We start from the raw sequence: 17,978 nt of genomic DNA on the forward strand, positions 1-17,978 counted from the left end.
ACTCATCATCCTTTGTTTGAATAACGGCGCCGTACTATCATGCCGTCAGTACGCTTGTTTGTGCGTGTACGAAACCCCTTCGCAGGCGTTCCCCAAGGACTGACCGGGTGGCGGCCCGCCGCAGTCTTTCCTTCCCCGCCACCATGAGGATGATCAATAGGGTTCATCACAACGCCGCGCACGGTAGGCCGGATACCGCGCCAGCGTTGCGCACCCGCCTTGCCAATCGAACGTAGATTGTGTTCCTCGTTACCCACCTCTCCGATGGTGGCTCGGCAATTTATATGAACCTTTCGTATTTCCCCCGAACGCAACCTCAACTGGGCATAATCCCCCTCACGCGCCAGAAGCTGAACCGAAGCACCAGCCGAACGGGCCAGCTGCGCACCCTTGCCAGGCATCATTTCCACACAATGTATGGTGCTTCCTACCGGGATATTGCGCAAAGGAAGCGTGTTACCGTCCTTGATAGGCGCATCCACCCCGCTCATCAACACGCTCCCGGCAGTAATGCCGCGCGGCGCGATGATATAGCGGCGCTCCCCATCCGCATAGCAAAGCAGCGCAAGATTCGCGCTGCGATTCGGGTCATATTCCAGCCGCTCGACTCTGGCATTGATGCCATCCTTATTCCGGCGAAAATCAACGATTCGGTAGTGCTGCTTATGGCCTCCGCCTATGTGGCGGGTGGTAATATGGCCATGGTTGTTGCGCCCCGCGGTACGATTCTGCCTTTCCAGAAGTTTCGCATGGGGAGCGCCCTTATGCAGTTCGGAATTGACGACCTTGACGACTGCTCGCCGTCCCGGAGAAGTAGGTTTGACTTTCACGAGCGCCATTTACTTGACCTCTCCCTGAGCAACTTCCGAGAAATTTATTTCCTGGCCGGCCTTAATGCTAACGAAAGCCTTCTTCCAGCTGCTGCGCTTCCCCATGAAGCGGCCAAAGCGCTTTTCCTTTCCTTTAACATTTGCGACTTGCACTCTTTCCACCTGAATGTTTTGCGCTTTCCAGATCAATTCGACAGCCGCTTTAACCTCGTTCTTGGTAGCGTCCCGGAGAACACGAAAGATGATATGGTTGTGCTTTTCAGCCACATAGGTCGCCTTCTCGGAAACTTGGGGTGCCAATATCACCTGCATAAGACGTTCCTGGTTGAATGTTTGCGTTTTCATGCAAGCATCTCCTCCATTTTAGTCAAGGCCCCTCGTGTCACCAGTACCTTGGCAAAACGCATGAGACTGACCGGATCGGCGTGACCTGCTTCCACTACTCTCACACGAGCTAGATTGCGGGAAGAAAGATATAGGTTCTCATCGATACTGTCAGTAATAATCATGACCTCGTCCAACCCCATGTCCTTCAGCTTTGTCGCCAGCACCTTGGTCTTCGGCGCATCTATGCTGAAACTTTCCACTATCGACAAGCGATCCTCCCGTACCAGTTGAGACAGAATGGAAACGATGCCGGCGCGATACATCTTGCGATTGACCTTGTGTGTAAAATTTTCGTCGGGACTATTGGGAAAGATTTTTCCGCCACCCCGCCATAACGGGCTGGATGCCATTCCCGAGCGCGCCCGGCCGGTTCCTTTCTGGCGCCATGGCTTACGAGTGGATTTGGCGACGTCCGAACGTCCTTTTTGAGCCCGGTTCGCGCTACGGGCGTTGGCCAGATAAGCCGTCACTACCTGATGCACCAGGGCTTCATTATATTCACGGCCAAATAGCGCGTCGGAAACCGGAACGCTCGCGTCCGACTGCCCATCTTTCTCACTGATGAGTTTAAGTTCCATCATGCTCCCGCCTTTTTGCCGGCCTTCGTGCCACCTTTTGCCACCCCTTTGCCTTCAGATTTGACGGGGGGCTTTGCCGTAATCCTGGTAATTTTTACGCTTGGACACACGAGCACATCACTCCCTCTCGACCCGGGAATCGCCCCTTTGATGAGCAACAGGCTGCGCTCGGTATCAATACGCAATATTTCCAGATTCTGCGTAGTACACCGCACGCTCCCCAGGTGTCCGGACATGCGTTTGCCCGGAAACACGCGCCCGGGATCCTGTGCCATGCCAATGGAACCCGGAACGTTATGCGACCTGGAATTACCGTGACTGGCCCGGTTCGAGGCAAAATTATGGCGTTTGATTACCCCGGCATATCCCTTGCCAATCGAGATCCCGGTCACATCCACTTTTTGACCGGTTTTGAAAATATCGACGGCTATGCTTGTTCCGGGAGCAAGGCCGGCAAGCACTTCCGGCGTTACGCGGAATTCTTTCAGAATACGGCCAGCTTCCACCGCAGCTTTTGCGAAATGTCCGGCGGCAGGTTTATTGACCCGGCTGGGGCGGCGCTTGCCAAAGGTCACCTGGGCGGCGGTATAACCATCGGTTTCCGCGGATTTGAGTTGTGTAACACGATTGTTGGACACATCCAGCACGGTTACGGGCTGGCTATCGCCATCCTCCGTAAAAATGCGGGTCATGCCAACCTTCCGGCCGACAAGTCCTAAACTCATTTTAATTACCCTTCTTAAAAGGTGCCGATTGCAATTGACCGGCGATTTTATATGTTCTTTGAAGCGAATCCTGAGCCCATGATTATTTCAATGGGATCCAGCCAGATAAAACGCAATACTTACAACTTGATTTCCACATCCACGCCCGCGGGCAAATCCAGTTTCATCAAGGCATCCACGGTTTTGTCGGTGGGATCCATGATATCCATGAGTCGCAGATGAGTCCGGATCTCGAACTGGTCACGCGAAGTCTTGTTTACATGAGGGGACCGCAGGACATCAAAGCGTTCGATACGCGTCGGCAGCGGCACCGGACCCTTTACCACCGCGCCTGTACGCTTTGCCGTTTCAACGATTTCCATGGCGGATTTATCTATCAATCGATAGTCAAACGCTTTCAAACGAATCCGGATTTTTTGGCTTTGCATGCTTAAACCTCAGGTTGAGGATCTGGATTTTGAATTGGCGATTCAGTGCAGGGCACTCATCCCAAATCCCATCCTGGTCCTGTCGTTACTCTATAATTTTGGCCACGACGCCGGCGCCGACGGTTCTGCCGCCTTCACGAATGGCAAAGCGCAGTCCTTCTTCCATGGCGATGGGCGCAATCAGGTTGACCGTCACCGATACATTATCCCCAGGCATCACCATCTCGGTCCCCGCCGGAAGTTCGATCGCACCCGTCACATCGGTGGTGCGAAAATAAAACTGCGGACGGTATCCCTGAAAAAAGGGGGTGTGCCGCCCGCCTTCTTCTTTGCTCAGCACGTAGATCTCGGCCGCAAACTTGGTGTGCGGGGTGATCGTCCCAGGTTTGGCCAGCACTTGCCCGCGTTCGACTTCTTCTCGCTTGGTCCCGCGCAACAGAACGCCTACGTTGTCTCCAGCCTGTCCCTGGTCCAGCAGCTTGCGAAACATTTCCACTCCGGTACACACGGTCTTGATGGTGGGCTTCAATCCAACTATCTCGATTTCTTCCCCTACCTTGACTATCCCGCGCTCTACCCGCCCGGTCACCACCGTGCCTCGCCCGGATATGGAAAATACGTCTTCCACCGGCATCAGGAATGCGCCATCAACCGCACGCACCGGCTCGGGTATGTAGCTGTCCAGCGCATCCGCAAGCTTGTATATGGAGGGCTCGCCTATGTCGCTCTGGTCTCCTTCCAGGGCCTTCAGGGCAGATCCAATCACAATGGGGGTGTCATCCCCGGGAAAACTGTACTTGGACAGCAATTCCCGCACTTCCATCTCTACCAGTTCCAGCAGTTCGGCGTCATCAACCATGTCCGCCTTGTTCATGTACACCACAATGTAGGGCACCCCTACCTGCCGCGCCAGCAGTATGTGCTCGCGTGTCTGCGGCATCGGACCGTCCGCAGCCGATACCACAAGTATGGCTCCGTCCATCTGCGCCGCACCCGTTATCATGTTCTTCACGTAGTCGGCGTGCCCGGGACAGTCCACGTGCGCGTAGTGCCGGCTCTTGGTCTCGTATTCCACGTGCGCCGTGTTGATGGTGATCCCGCGCGCCTTCTCTTCCGGCGCCGAGTCTATCTGTGCATAGCTCTTCGCCTCCCCTCCAAATTTCTTCGACAAAACCATCGTGATCGCCGCCGTCAGCGTCGTCTTCCCATGGTCCACATGACCTATCGTCCCAACATTCACGTGCGGCTTCGTCCGCTCAAATTTACTCTTCGACATGAGATTCCCTTTACTTGATGACGATTACTTCTTGTTTATGATTGCTTCCGCTACGTTTTTCGGAGCCTCGGAATAATGCTTGAATTCCATCGTATAGGTCGCTCGCCCCTGGGTCGCTGACCGCAGTGAAGTCGAATAGCCGAACATCTCCGCCAATGGGACCTCGGCCCGTATCACCTTGAGCCCAGGCATATCGTCCATTCCCTGAATCATGCCGCGCCGCGAAGACAGATCCCCGACCACGTTACCCATAAAATCGGCTGGCGTTTCGACTTCCACTGACATCATCGGCTCCAGCAGCACCGGATTGGCTTTGCGCATACCGTCCTTGAACGCGATGGATGCGGCCATCTTGAACGCATTCTCGTTGGAATCGACATCATGGTAGGACCCATCGAATAGCGTGACTTTGACGTCCACCACGGGAAAACCCGCCAATACACCATTGGGAAGCGTTTCCTGGAGTCCTTTATCCACCGCGGGGATATATTCCCGAGGCACGGTGCCACCCTTGATGGCATCCACGAATTCATAGCCCTTGCCCGCTTCATTGGGCTCCATCTTGAGCCAGACGTGGCCATACTGCCCCCGTCCACCCGATTGCTTGATGAACTTGCCCTCGATCTCCACCGGTTTTTTGATGGCTTCGCGATAAGCAACCTGGGGCGCGCCGACATTGGCCTCCACTCCAAATTCCCGCTTCATCCGGTCTATAATAATTTCCAGGTGCAATTCACCCATTCCGGAAATGATGGTTTGACCTGATTCCTCATCGGTGCGAACCCGGAAGGACGGATCCTCCTGAGCCAGGCGATTCAGCGCTATGCCCATCTTTTCCTGGTCGAGCTTTGTCTTCGGTTCCACCGCAACATGAATGACCGGCTCGGGAAAGGTCATCCGCTCGAGGGTAATGACGTCACCGGGGTCGCACAGGGTATCCCCGGTCACCGCTTCCTTCAGGCCAACGGCAGCAGCGATATCGCCCGCACGAACTTCCTTGATTTCTTCGCGCTGATTGGCATGCATCTGCAGCAATCTTCCGATGCGTTCCTTGCGCCCCTTCACCGGGTTATATACCGTATCGCCGGAGGCGACCACGCCACTATAGACGCGAAAAAAAATCAACTGGCCGACGTAGGGATCCGTTGCAATCTTGAAAGCCAACCCTGCAAAGGGTTCCTCATCATTGGCATGACGCTCGCCGTGCTCGCCGTTTTCTTTCTCTCCATCTATGGCCTGAATGTCGGCTGGCGACGGCAGATAGTCGAGCACGGCGTCCAGCATGGCCTGGACTCCCTTGTTCTTGAAGGCCGAGCCGCAGAGCATCGGCACGATCTCGTTACCCAGGGTGCGAAGACGCAAACCCTGCTTGATATCGTCAATGGACAAGTCTCCCTCTTCCAGGTACTTGTTCATCAATTCTTCACTTGCCTCGGCAGCGGTTTCCACCATTTTTTCGCGCCATTTTCTGGCGTCTTCCACCATTCCGCCGGGAATATCCCTCTCCTCGAATCTCGTACCCTGGCTCGAGTCATCCCAATAGATGGCCTTCATCTTGACCAGATCCACGACTCCTTCGAATTTCTCTTCCGAGCCGATAGGCAGCTGAACCAGCACCGGATGAGCTTTAAGCCGGGACTGGATCTGTTCGTACACACGCATGAAATTGGCGCCCGCCCGATCCATCTTGTTGACGAACGCAAGGCGCGGAACCTTATATTTATTTGCCTGGCGCCATACCGTTTCGGTCTGGGGCTGAACTCCGCCAACCGCACAGAATACGGTGCACGCGCCATCCAGAACGCGCAACGAACGCTCGACCTCGATAGTGAAATCGACGTGACCGGGCGTATCGATGATGTTGATACGATGGTCGGGATAATTGCCTTCCATTCCCCGCCAGAAACAGGTTGTGGCAGCGGAAGTTATGGTAATGCCCCGCTCCTGCTCCTGCTCCATCCAGTCCATGGTGGCCGCGCCATCATGGACCTCTCCGAGTTTGTGCGATACACCCGTGTAAAAGAGAATGCGTTCGGTGGTCGTGGTCTTACCCGCATCGATGTGCGCCATGATGCCGATATTCCGATATCGTTCGATAGGTGTCTTTCTTGGCACGGTGTTTAGACCTTAAATTTATATCAGGACAAAACGTTGAAAACAGGTATTCAGTCTTTCAAGCAAAAAGATCCGCTCGCAGGCAATTCCGCTCTTCCAGATTGGCTAGAAGCGATAATGCGCAAATGCCTTGTTCGCATCCGCCATGCGATGGACTTCTTCACGTTTCTTGACAGCGCCGCCCCGCCCCTCCGCCGCCTCCGACAGTTCGCCGGCCAGGCGTGCGCCCATGGATTTTTCTGCCCGCTTGCGCGCAGCATCGCGCAGCCAGCGCATCGCCAAGGCGTTGCGCCGAACCGAGCGCACCTCGACAGGCACCTGATAGTTTGCCCCTCCAACACGTCGGCTCTTCACTTCCACCATCGGACGCACGTTCGATAATGCCTGCGTGAAAACTTCTACAGGATCTTTACCCGTTTTTTTATGAATGTGATCCATGGCGCCATAAATAATTCGCTCCGCCACCGATTTTTTGCCGCGCGTCATCAGCACATTGACAAACTTGGCAACTTCGGCATTATGGTATTTTGGATCGGGCAAAATTTCCCGCTTTGGAACTTCTCGCCTTCTTGGCATTTTCTAACCCCGGTTTTCTTGATAATTCAGCAGAGATGACCGGAAATGGATTCCGGCTTCACCTCGCACTAATCTATGCTGCTTTCGGTCTTTTGGCGCCATACTTGGAACGGCTTTGCTTGCGGTCCTTGACTCCGGCCGTATCCAGGCTTCCGCGCACAGTATGGTAACGAACGCCTGGCAAGTCTTTGACACGTCCGCCGCGAATCAAAACTACCGAGTGTTCCTGAAGATTGTGCCCCTCTCCACCTATATAGCTCGATACTTCAAATCCATTAGTCAGCCGGACCCGTGCTACCTTGCGCAATGCGGAATTCGGTTTTTTGGGCGTCGTGGTATAAACCCGAGTGCAAACGCCGCGCTTCTGCGGACTGTTTCCCAGCGCAGGGACCTTGCTCTTGACCCTCCTGGCCGCACGAGGCTTCCTTACTAACTGACTGATTGTCGGCATTTCAATTCCTAATAAAGCAGGATGACGGCAGAAGCCGTCCGCCCGCTATCCGATACAAGTGAAGTGTGGATTCCGCCCTTGCGAAGTATTTTCCTTTCTTTCCCTTACCTTGAGGGAACCCCAAACCTAAGAGAATCTGAAAGGACCTAAGGCGGCTGAAAAGACTGCGCATTTTATGGACATTATCGCGACATGTCAAGCTCAAGTCTTTGTCGGGCAAGAGAACGTGAGGATTGAGCCTGAATCCGGCAGTTGGCCGCGCAATTCCAGTTTAGAGCCGTGATCCACAAAGACTTTCTGCGATACCCAACATTCACTCATATGGTGAGTTCGCTACGGGGCGGATTTCGGCAGTTCGTCTCACATGGCCGCGCAAACGTGTCAGCGTCAGCCGGCCGTAACCCGGCCCTCCCGCCGCTTTGCCGTGAGAGCGTGGCTGCCCAGCTTCTTCAGTACCTCCCAGGCCGGTCCTGGAAACCTGTGCAGATTCACCATGACATCCTCAAGCGCAGCCAGAAACCAATCGACATCGCTTTCATCGATATTCAAAGGGGGAAGAAGCTTTATGATGGGCATGGCATGACCGGCAACCTGCGTCAGGATATGATGATCGTCCAGCAACGGCAGAACGATGGCCTGAGCGAAAAGATTCTCGTCCATTTTGTTGACCATGGCCCAGGCAGCCCTTAACGACATGGACTCCGGCTGGCCGAACTCGACGGCAATCATTAGTCCGCGCTGTCGCACTCCCTTCAAAAATTCGAAACGCGGCACCATTTCCTCGATTCCGCGGCGAAAACGGGCTCCCAGTTCATTTGCGCGCTCCATCAGATTCTCGTCATCAAGAACGCTCAATGATGCAAGGGCTGCGGCCATCGCCATATTCCCCATGCCAAAAGTCGAAGCGTGCACGATCGCGCGGTGCATCGTATCGTAAACGCTGTCGTAAACCGCACGGCGCGTAATCGTCGCGCCTACCGGTATATATCCTCCCGACAATGCCTTGGAAAGGCAAATGATGTCCGGCCGCAAGTTGTCGACCCATTGCGTTGCCAAAAACCGGCCTGTGCGTCCCATGCCTGTCTGAACTTCATCACACACCATGAGTGTGCCGTACTTCCGGCACAGATCCTGAGCGCCGAGCAGATATTCGTCGCTGGCAATATTGACACCCTTGCCCTGAATAGGCTCGAATACGAAGGCAGCCACGTCGCCCTTGGCGAGTTGCGCGCCAAGGCTGGCCAGATCGTTCAGTTTGACTTCGGAACTATCGGGAAGCATGGGGTCGAAACCTCGGCGAAAACTCGCTTCTCCATTAAGGGAAAGCGACCCCATCGTCAGCCCGTGAAAGGCTTTGGCCAGATGAATGGTACGAGGCCGGCCAGTGTATGCGCGTGCGAACTTGATAGCCGCCTCAATCGCTTCAGTCCCCGAATTACTGAAATAGACTGTGTCCAACCCGGGCGGCATACGCTTTACGAGTTCGCGAGCCAGGGTGGCGGCAAGCGGAGGCGCGTCAAACCCCACCCATCCCGGAAAATCGGAATCCAGCACCTGCTGCAGCGCATTCCTTATCGCCGGATGACGTCGGCCAAAATTAAAAACGCCCCAGTTTGTCAAAAAATCCAGATAGCGCGTTCCCGTTTCATCCCAAAGATACGGCCCTTCACCGCGAACCCATGATCGATTGAAGCCCAGCGTGCGCAATACCTTTACGAAAACCGGATTGATATGCTCCTCGAAAAGCTCGAAGTTCCTGCCACGTGTCTCGTTGATTATTCCGTTGATATCAATCGGCATGATCCGCCCCCGCGTCCGCACCGCTCAGGCGATAACCATAATGATCCATTTCAGGACGACCTAGCGCTCTTAACCTGTCCCCCCTGTTTCCACCAGACATTGTTTCCATCCTTAAATATGAGCCAAGCTATCCTTTCTCAATATTCTCCCTCGCATACCGGTACAGGCAGTAGGCAGGCGCGGATTTCGACCTCAAAGCATGTGAATCGCTCTTCCTATTCGGCAAGGGCGATCTAATGAAATTTATGATAACCCCGCTTCCCCATGTATGTATTGCTAGACCGTATATCCGCTGTCGCGCATTTCTTCGGTCTCGATTTCGCCCAGATCCGGACTTTCCCCCGCATCCTGCAGCAACCTCTGCTTCTTGCGCGTGTTATGGAAGGTAAGACCGGTACCCGCGGGAATGAGTCGCCCGACGATCACATTTTCCTTCAGGCCACGCAGATCATCCTTCTTGCCCATGATGGCTGCTTCCGTCAGCACGCGTGTAGTCTCCTGGAAGGAAGCGGCCGAAATGAACGAATCCGTGGACAGGGAAGCCTTTGTAATACCCAGCAGCATGAACTCATATTGCGCAAGTTTTTTGTCCTCGGCCATTACCGCCTCATTTTCCGCCAGCATGTCTGCACGCTCCACCTGCTCGCCAGGTATGAAACGCGTGTCTCCGGCATCCGTGATCTGCACACGGCGCAACATCTGGCGCACGATCACCTCGATGTGCTTGTCATTGATCTTGACACCCTGCAGACGATAAACATCCTGGACCTCGTCGGTGATGTAGCGGGCCAAGGCCTCTACGCCTAGCAGCCGTAAAATGTCGTGGGGATCGGCTGGCCCATCGACGATACTTTCACCCTTGTTCACCACCTGGCCGTCATGTGCAGTGACATGTTTGTCTTTGGGGATCAGATATTCATGAGAAATCCCGTCCAGATCGGTAATGACCAGCCGCTGCTTGCCCTTGGTATCCTTACCGAAAGATACAATTCCGGTCACCTCCGCCAAGACTCCGGCATCTTTGGGCGATCGCGCCTCAAACAATTCCGCAACCCGCGGCAACCCCCCCGTAATATCCCTGGTTTTGGAACTCTCTTGCGGAATACGCGCCAGCACCTCGCCCACGCTTACCTGCTGGCCGTCCCGAACGGTGATAACCGAGCCGACCTGAAAAGTGATGTTGACAGGCAAGGTACCGCCGGCCAGCCTTACTTCCTTGTCATCCTCGTCCAGCAGCTTCACCATCGGACGCAAGCCCTTGGTTTGAGCCACGCCGCGCCGTTTCGGATCGATTACCACAAGTGTGGACAAGCCAGTCACCTCGTCTATCTGCTTGGCCACGGTAACGCCTTCTTCCACGTTCTCGAAGCGAACCTTGCCCGCGTACTCGGTGATAATGGGACGAGTATGCGGGTCCCAGGCGGCCAGCACCTGCCCTGCCCGGACAACCTCGCCATCGCGTATCAGCAGGGTTGCTCCATAAGGCGCCTTGTGACGCTCCCGCTCCCGGCCGTTGTCATCATGTATCACTACCTCGCCGCTACGGGAAATCGCGACCAGTTCATTGCGGGCGTTGGTCACATAGCGCATGGTAGGAGAATAGTGCACGACACCGTTGGATTTGCTTTCCACTTGGCTGGCCACCGCCGTTCGGGAAGCGGCGCCTCCGATGTGGAATGTTCTCATCGTAAGCTGGGTGCCGGGCTCGCCAATGGATTGAGCAGCTATGACGCCCACGGCCTCACCCACATTCACCGGCGTTCCACGCCCCAGATCCCTTCCATAGCACTTGGCGCAAAGGCCATAGCGCGTTTCGCAGGTAAGAGGAGTCCTTACCTTGACTTCGTCGATTCCCAGAGATTCAATGGTATCCACCGCGTTTTCATCCAGGAGGATGCCCGCAGGATAAATCACTGCCTGATGCTCGGGATTGACGATGTCGTTGGCCACTACCCGCCCGAGTATCCGCTCCCGCAGGGCTTCAATGACTTCACCGCCTTCAACCAGAGCTTTCATGACAACGCCGTTACTGGTGCCGCAGTCTTCCTGGGTTACCACGAGATCCTGGGTGACATCGACCAGACGGCGGGTAAGATAACCGGAATTTGCCGTTTTCAATGCCGTATCGGCAAGACCCTTGCGGGCGCCGTGGGTGGAAATAAAATACTGAAGCACGTTCAACCCTTCACGGAAATTCGCGGTGATAGGCGTCTCGATGATCGAGCCATCGGGCTTTGCCATCAGACCGCGCATCCCTGCCAACTGCCGAATCTGGGCGGCGGACCCGCGCGCGCCCGAGTCCGCCATCATGTAGATGGAATTAAAGGACTCCTGCGTCAGCGGCTCGCCTTTGTTATCCGTCTTGACCTCCCGCGTGGCCGGATCATATATCGGCTCGACACCGAGCTGATCCATCATGGCCTTCGCAACCTGATCACCGGCCCGGCCCCAGATGTCCACCACTTTGTTGTAGCGCTCTCCTTGCGTGACGAGCCCCGAGGTATACTGGACCTCGATCTCCTGCACTTCCTTCTCCGACGCATTGATGATGGCATCTTTCTGCGCAGGGGTGAGCATGTCGTCCAGACAGATCGAAATGCCGGCACGCGTGGCATAGCTGAAGCCGGAGTACATCAGCTTGTCGGCAAAAATGACCGTCTCGCGCAGCCCGCAGCGCCGGAAACTGGCATTGATAAGCTTGGAAATTTCCTTCTTCTTGAGTACCTTGTTGATCAATGGGAATGGCAGCCCGGTTGGAAGGATTTCGGAGAGCAAAGCCCGCCCCACCGTCGTCTCGTAACGAGTCGTCTTTTCGCTGCGCTCGCCATCGCGGTCTATCTCATACTCCTTGATGCGCACGGTAATCCGGGCGTTCAATTCGATTATGCGGCTTTCGTAAGCTCTCGATACTTCGCCGATGTTGGAGAAAATCATGCCTTCGCCGCGCGCATTGATCTTCTCGCGCGTGGTGTAGTACAAGCCAAGAACGATATCCTGCGATGGCACGATGATCGGCTCGCCGTTGGCCGGCGACAGCACGTTATTGGTTGACATCATCAACGTACGGCATTCCATTTGCGCTTCCAGCGAGAGCGGGACATGGACTGCCATCTGGTCACCGTCAAAGTCGGCATTGAAAGCCGCGCATACCAGAGGATGAAGCTGAATGGCCTTGCCTTCTATCAGGACCGGCTCGAATGCTTGGATGCCAAGCCGATGCAGCGTAGGCGCGCGATTCAGCATCACCGGGTGTTCGCGAATCACATCCTCGAGAATATCCCACACTACAGGGCTTTCATTCTCCACCTCGCGCTTCGCAGCCTTTATGGTGCTGGCAATACCCATGATTTCGAGCTTGTTGAAAATGAACGGCTTGAACAATTCCAGCGCCATTTTCTTTGGCAGGCCGCATTGGTGCAATTTGAGCTGCGGCCCAACCACGATCACGGACCGGCCGGAGTAATCGACGCGTTTCCCGAGCAGGTTCTGGCGGAACCGCCCTCCCTTGCCCTTGATCATGTCAGCCAGAGATTTCAGCGGCCGCTTGTTGGCGCCCGTCATGGCCTTGCCCCGGCGGCCGTTATCCAGCAACGAATCGACCGCTTCCTGCAACATGCGCTTTTCATTGCGCACGATGATTTCTGGAGCCTTCAACTCGAGCAGACGCTTCAGCCGGTTGTTGCGATTAATGACACGGCGGTACAGGTCGTTCAGGTCCGAGGTGGCGAAACGTCCTCCATCCAGGGGAACCAGCGGGCGCAATTCGGGTGGCAGGACCGGCAAGACCGCCAACACCATCCATTCCGGCTTGATGCCCGATTTATTGAACGCCTCCAACACCTTCAGGCGCTTGGAGATCTTCTTCATCTTGGTTTCCGAACCTGTCGTTCCCATTTCTCGCCGAAGATTATCGATTTCGACGCGAATGTTCAGGTTTGCCAGCAAGTCACGAATTCCTTCCGCTCCCATGCTGGCGCGAAAATCATCTCCGTACTCCTCCGTTTTGGCGCGATAATCGTCGTCTGTAAGCAGTTGGCACCGGTTGAGCGGCGTCATGCCCGGGTCGGTAACCACGTAGGCCTCGAAATAGAGCACGCGTTCGATGTCCCGGAGCGTCATGTCCAGCACCATGCCAAGACGCGATGGCAGGGACTTGAGGAACCAGATATGCGCTACGGGGGATGCGAGTTCTATATGGCCCATACGCTCGCGCCGAACCTTGGCCAGTGTTACCTCGACACCGCATTTCTCGCAGATCACGCCACGGTGCTTCAGGCGTTTATACTTCCCGCACAGGCACTCGTAATCCTTGACGGGGCCAAAAATCTTTGCGCAGAACAGGCCATCCCGCTCCGGCTTGAACGTGCGGTAATTGATGGTTTCCGGTTTTTTCACCTCGCCATAAGACCAGGAACGTATTTTTTCGGGAGAAGCCAGTCCGATCTTGATCGAGTCGAATTCTTCCTTCTGGGTAACCTGTTTGAATAAATCAAGCAGTGCTTTCATTTGTCACTCCTGTTGATCAGGCGCCGATACAAAAATAATGGCGAAAAGCGCGGGACCGGCGCATAGGATTCCGTATCGGTCCCGCCCATAATAAAATCGCTAATAAAGCGTCAATGCCGATCCAGATCGATATCCATAGCCAGCGAGCGAATTTCCTTCACAAGTACGTTAAAGGATTCAGGCATTCCTGCGTCAATCTTGTGGTCACCCTTAACAATACTCTCATATACTTTGGTACGGCCATTTACGTCATCGGATTTCACCGTCAACATTTCCTGCAGCGTATACGCAGCGCCATACGCTTCCAGCGCCCATACTTCCATCTCGCCAAAGCGCTGTCCACCGAATTGCGCCTTGCCCCCAAGAGGCTGCTGGGTCACGAGGCTATAAGGCCCGGTGGAACGCGCATGCATCTTGTCGTCCACCAGATGGTGGAGCTTCAGCACGTGCATGTACCCTACCGATACCGGGCGGTCGAAAGCCTCCCCGGTTCTTCCATCGAGCAGGGTCACCTGGCCAGATCTGGGGAGACCGGCAAGCTCCAGCATATTCTTGATTTCCTGTTCGGTCGCCCCATCGAATACGGGGGTTGCGAAGGGCACCCCATCCTTGAGATTCTCCGCCAGGTCGAGAATCTCCGCATCGCTAAGTGAAGCGATATCCTCCTGCTTGCCGCTCGTGTTATAGATCTTGTCCAGCAAATCACGGATCTCGGCTATCTTGCTGCGTGCTTGCAGCAGGTCGCCAATTTTTTTACCCAACCCCTTCGCGGCCCATCCGAGATGGGTTTCCAGGATCTGGCCCACGTTCATGCGCGATGGCACCCCGAGAGGATTCAACACGACATCCACCGGCGTACCGTCTGCCATGTAAGGCATATCTTCTATCGGAACGATCTTGGAAATCACTCCCTTGTTGCCATGCCGCCCCGCCATTTTGTCGCCCGGTTGCAGGCGCCGCTTGACGGCCACATAAACCTTGACCATTTTCTGAACGCCCGGCGGCAGCTCGTCGCCCTGTGTAAGCTTCTTCTTCTTCTCCTCGAAAGCGGCATCGAATGCCTTGCGCTTCTGCGCAAGGCCATCCTCGATCTGTTCAAGCTGAAGGCTTGTCTCCTCATCCGCGAGACGAATGTCGAACCAGTGATGCGGATCGACGCCATCCAGGTATTCCTTTGTTATCTGAGTTCCCTTCGCAAGTTTTTTCGGCCCCCCTGTCGCCACCTTACCCTTGAGCAGACGCTCGATGCGTTCAAACGCGTCGGCTTCCACAATCCGCATCTGGTCGGCGAGGTCTTTCTTGTAGCGTTTGAGTTCATCGTCGATGATCTGCTGGGCACGCTTATCCCGCTCTATTCCCTCCCGGGTAAACACCTGCACGTCTATCACTGTCCCCGAGATACCCGACGGCACGCGCAGCGAGGTATCCTTCACGTCCGATGCTTTCTCGCCAAAAATGGCACGCAACAGTTTTTCTTCGGGAGTCAGCTGAGTCTCGCCTTTTGGCGTGACCTTCCCCACCAGCACATCGCCCGCTTCCACTTCCGCGCCAATATGGACTATTCCGGAAGCATCCAGCCGCCCAAGCTGAACCTCGGACAGATTCGAGATATCTCCGGTGATTTCCTCTGTTCCCAGCTTGGTATCACGGCTGACCACCGATAGCTCTTCAATGTGGATGGACGTGAAGCGGTCATCCGCGACGATACGTTCGGAGATGAGTATGGAATCCTCGAAGTTGAAGCCATTCCAGGGCATGAATGCCACCAGCATGTTCTGCCCCAGCGCGAGCTCTCCCTTGTCAGTCGATGCGCCATCCGCCACCACATCGCCGCGGGCAATCACGTTACCCACCTTGACCAGAGGACGCTGATTGATATTGGTGTTCTGATTGGATCGGGTATATTTGGTCAGGTTATAGATATCCACCCCGACTTCACCGGCACGTGTTTCCGTATCGTGTACCCGAACAACGATGCGGCTTGCATCCACATAATCCACTACGCCGCCACGCACCGCTTGTACCGCGGTCCCCGAATCGACCGCAACCACGCGTTCAATCCCCGTTCCGACCAGAGATTTCTCCGCACGCAGGCAAGGCACCGCCTGTCGCTGCATGTTCGAGCCCATCAGCGCGCGGTTGGCATCGTCGTGCTCCAGAAACGGGATCAATGACGCCGCTACGGAAACGATCTGCGCCGGCGCAACATCCATGTATTCGATCCGATCCGGCGTTGCCAGCGTAAATTCGTTTTTGTAGCGGCAGGAAACGATATCATTGGTAAATTGGCCGTCACGGGCCAGCTCTGCATTCGCCTGAGCGATCACATACTGGCCTTCCTCGATGGCTGACAGATAATCGATGTCATCGGTTACGCTTCCGCTTTTCACCTTGCGGTATGGCGTCTCCATAAAACCATACTCATTGGTGCGGGCATACAATGCCAGTGAATTGATCAATCCGATATTCGGCCCTTCCGGAGTCTCGATCGGGCATACACGGCCATAATGGGTGGGATGCACGTCTCGCACCTCAAAACCCGCGCGCTCGCGCGTCAGGCCGCCGGGACCCAGTGCAGAGACACGCCGCTTATGAGTAATCTCGGAGAGCGGATTCGTTTGATCCATGAACTGGGATAGCTGACTGGAGCCAAAAAACTCGCGCACGGCTGCCGATACGGGTTTCGCATTGATCAGATCATGCGGCATCAGGTTGTCCGATTCCGCCTGGCTAAGGCGTTCCTTGACCGCTCTTTCGACTCTTACCAGCCCAGAGCGGAACTGGTTTTCCGCCAATTCGCCCACCGACCTGACCCGGCGATTGCCCAGATGATCGATGTCATCGATTTCGCCACGGCCGTTGCGCAGCTCCACCAGAATCCGGATGACGGCGATCACATCCTCGTTCGAGAGGGTCGTCGGACCGCTCAACTCCGTCTTGCCCACGCGCCGATTGAACTTCATGCGGCCGACAACGGAAAGATCGTAGCGCTCCGGCGCATAAAACAAACCGTTGAACAGCGCTTTGACCGCTTCCTCGGTCGGCGGTTCGCCTGGGCGCATCATCCGATAAATCGATACCTGGGCAGCCATCTGATCGGTGGTCTCGTCTATTCTCAGGGTTTGCGAGATGTACGCGCCCTGATCCAGATCATTGGTGTAAATAGTCTGGATTTTTTCTATGTTCGCCTCGCGAAGCCTGGCAAGCATCAATTCCGTAATCTCATCGTTTGCCTGCGCAAGGACTTCCCCGGTTTCCTTGTCTATCACATTGTGCGCCAACACCCGTCCCAAGAGAAAATCTTCCGGCACCGCCAGTCTGTCCAGGCCAGACTGCTGCATTTCCCGGACATGCTTGACGGTAATGCGCTTGTCTTTCTGGACAATGACTTTTCCGGTTTTCGTGGTAATGTCGAAACGCGCCATATCGCCACGCAGTCGTTCCGGTATCAGTTCAAACAGAACCCCCTGCCCGGACAGATGAAACGTGTCGAATGAAAAAAAAGTCGCGAGGATTTGCTCAGGCGTGTAGCCTATCGCCTTGAGCAGCACCGTGATGGGCATCTTGCGCCGGCGATCCACCCGAAAATAGAGATAGTCTTTGGGGTCGAACTCGAAATCGAGCCAGGAGCCGCGATAGGGGATGATGCGCGCGGAAAAAAGCAGTTTCCCGGACGAGTGCGTTTTGCCGCGATCATGTTCGAAGAAAACGCCGGGGGAGCGATGCAACTGGGAGACGATCACTCGTTCGGTGCCGTTTATGACAAAGGAACCGGTATTCGTCATGAGCGGAATTTCACCCATGTATACTTCCTGCTCCTTCACTTCCCGTACGGTCGGCTTGGATGCTTCCTTGTCCATTATCGTCAGCCGCACCTTGGCTCTCAGTGGAGACGCGTAAGTAAGGCCGCGCTGCTGGCATTCCTTGACGTCGAACGGAGGAGCGCCGAGGACATAATTGACAAAATCCAGCCGGGCATTCTTGGAATGGCTCTCGATAGGAAAAATCGAGAGGAACGCTGCCTGTAATCCTTGATTAACCCGCTGATCGGGCTCAACTTGAGCTTGCAGAAATGCTGCGTAAGATTCGATTTGTGTCGCGAGAAGAAAAGGAATCGGCAAGACGCTGGCGCGCTTGGCGAAGCTTTTACGGATACGTTTTTTCTCGGTAAACGAATAGCTCATGGAATCTCCGGAAGGGTCAGAAGACAGTGACAGAAAATGGAAGAGCAGAGTACCTGTTTCAGCTACCGTGCCAAGTATCTGTAACGCAGATTGTGGCAAACCAAACGTTAAAAACGCCAGAA

Annotated in this window: 12 protein-coding genes; all 12 read right to left on the minus strand. The window is 55.1% G+C overall.

Annotation, left to right across the window (positions count from 1 at the left end):
- Positions 1-5 precede the first annotated feature (5 nt).
- The 12 genes from rplB to rpoB all read right to left on the minus strand — a co-directional run bounded on the left by rplB (position 6) and on the right by rpoB (position 17,856).
- Positions 6-839, minus strand: a complete 834-nt coding sequence (gene rplB / locus ACZ5CE_RS11695; RefSeq protein ID WP_464575085.1) for a 50S ribosomal protein L2 — start codon at positions 837-839, stop codon at positions 6-8.
- A complete protein-coding gene (rplW, locus tag ACZ5CE_RS11700) occupies positions 840-1,175 on the minus strand; it encodes a 50S ribosomal protein L23 (RefSeq protein ID WP_464575086.1) in 336 nt (111 codons plus the stop codon).
- Positions 1,172-1,795, minus strand: a complete 624-nt coding sequence (gene rplD, locus ACZ5CE_RS11705; protein WP_464577502.1) for a 50S ribosomal protein L4 — start codon at positions 1,793-1,795, stop codon at positions 1,172-1,174. The genes rplW and rplD overlap by 4 nt, the downstream gene beginning before the upstream one ends.
- Positions 1,795-2,520, minus strand: a complete 726-nt coding sequence (gene rplC, locus ACZ5CE_RS11710; RefSeq protein ID WP_464575087.1) for a 50S ribosomal protein L3 — start codon at positions 2,518-2,520, stop codon at positions 1,795-1,797. The genes rplD and rplC overlap by 1 nt, the downstream gene beginning before the upstream one ends.
- Positions 2,521-2,639: 119 nt before the next feature.
- On the minus strand, positions 2,640-2,948 hold the full coding sequence (rpsJ, locus tag ACZ5CE_RS11715; RefSeq protein ID WP_004180980.1) for a 30S ribosomal protein S10: 309 nt from the start codon (positions 2,946-2,948) through the stop codon (positions 2,640-2,642).
- Between the two features lie 85 nt (positions 2,949-3,033).
- Positions 3,034-4,224, minus strand: a complete 1,191-nt coding sequence (tuf, locus tag ACZ5CE_RS11720; protein WP_464575088.1) for an elongation factor Tu — start codon at positions 4,222-4,224, stop codon at positions 3,034-3,036.
- Positions 4,225-4,248: 24 nt separating this feature from the next.
- On the minus strand, positions 4,249-6,339 hold the full coding sequence (gene fusA / locus ACZ5CE_RS11725; RefSeq protein WP_464575089.1) for an elongation factor G: 2,091 nt from the start codon (positions 6,337-6,339) through the stop codon (positions 4,249-4,251).
- A gap of 105 nt (positions 6,340-6,444) precedes the next feature.
- Complete coding sequence (gene rpsG / locus ACZ5CE_RS11730; RefSeq protein WP_464575090.1) at positions 6,445-6,915, minus strand: 30S ribosomal protein S7; 471 nt, start codon at positions 6,913-6,915, stop codon at positions 6,445-6,447.
- A gap of 73 nt (positions 6,916-6,988) precedes the next feature.
- Positions 6,989-7,366: a 30S ribosomal protein S12 gene (gene rpsL, locus ACZ5CE_RS11735; RefSeq protein ID WP_464575091.1), complete on the minus strand. Its 378-nt coding sequence runs from the start codon at positions 7,364-7,366 to the stop codon at positions 6,989-6,991.
- A 387-nt stretch (positions 7,367-7,753) separates the two neighbouring features.
- The gene (locus tag ACZ5CE_RS11740) at positions 7,754-9,166 is read right to left on the minus strand and encodes an aspartate aminotransferase family protein (protein WP_464575092.1); all 1,413 of its coding nucleotides are present in this window, start codon (positions 9,164-9,166) and stop codon (positions 7,754-7,756) included.
- Between the two features lie 276 nt (positions 9,167-9,442).
- Positions 9,443-13,672, minus strand: a complete 4,230-nt coding sequence (gene rpoC / locus ACZ5CE_RS11745; RefSeq protein WP_464575093.1) for a DNA-directed RNA polymerase subunit beta' — start codon at positions 13,670-13,672, stop codon at positions 9,443-9,445.
- 110 nt (positions 13,673-13,782) lie between these two features.
- Positions 13,783-17,856, minus strand: coding sequence for a DNA-directed RNA polymerase subunit beta (gene rpoB / locus ACZ5CE_RS11750; RefSeq protein WP_464575094.1), 4,074 nt, complete (start codon positions 17,854-17,856; stop codon positions 13,783-13,785).
- Positions 17,857-17,978: the final 122 nt, after the last annotated feature.

The sequence above is a fragment of the Nitrosospira sp. TNL200 genome (assembly GCF_055386305.1).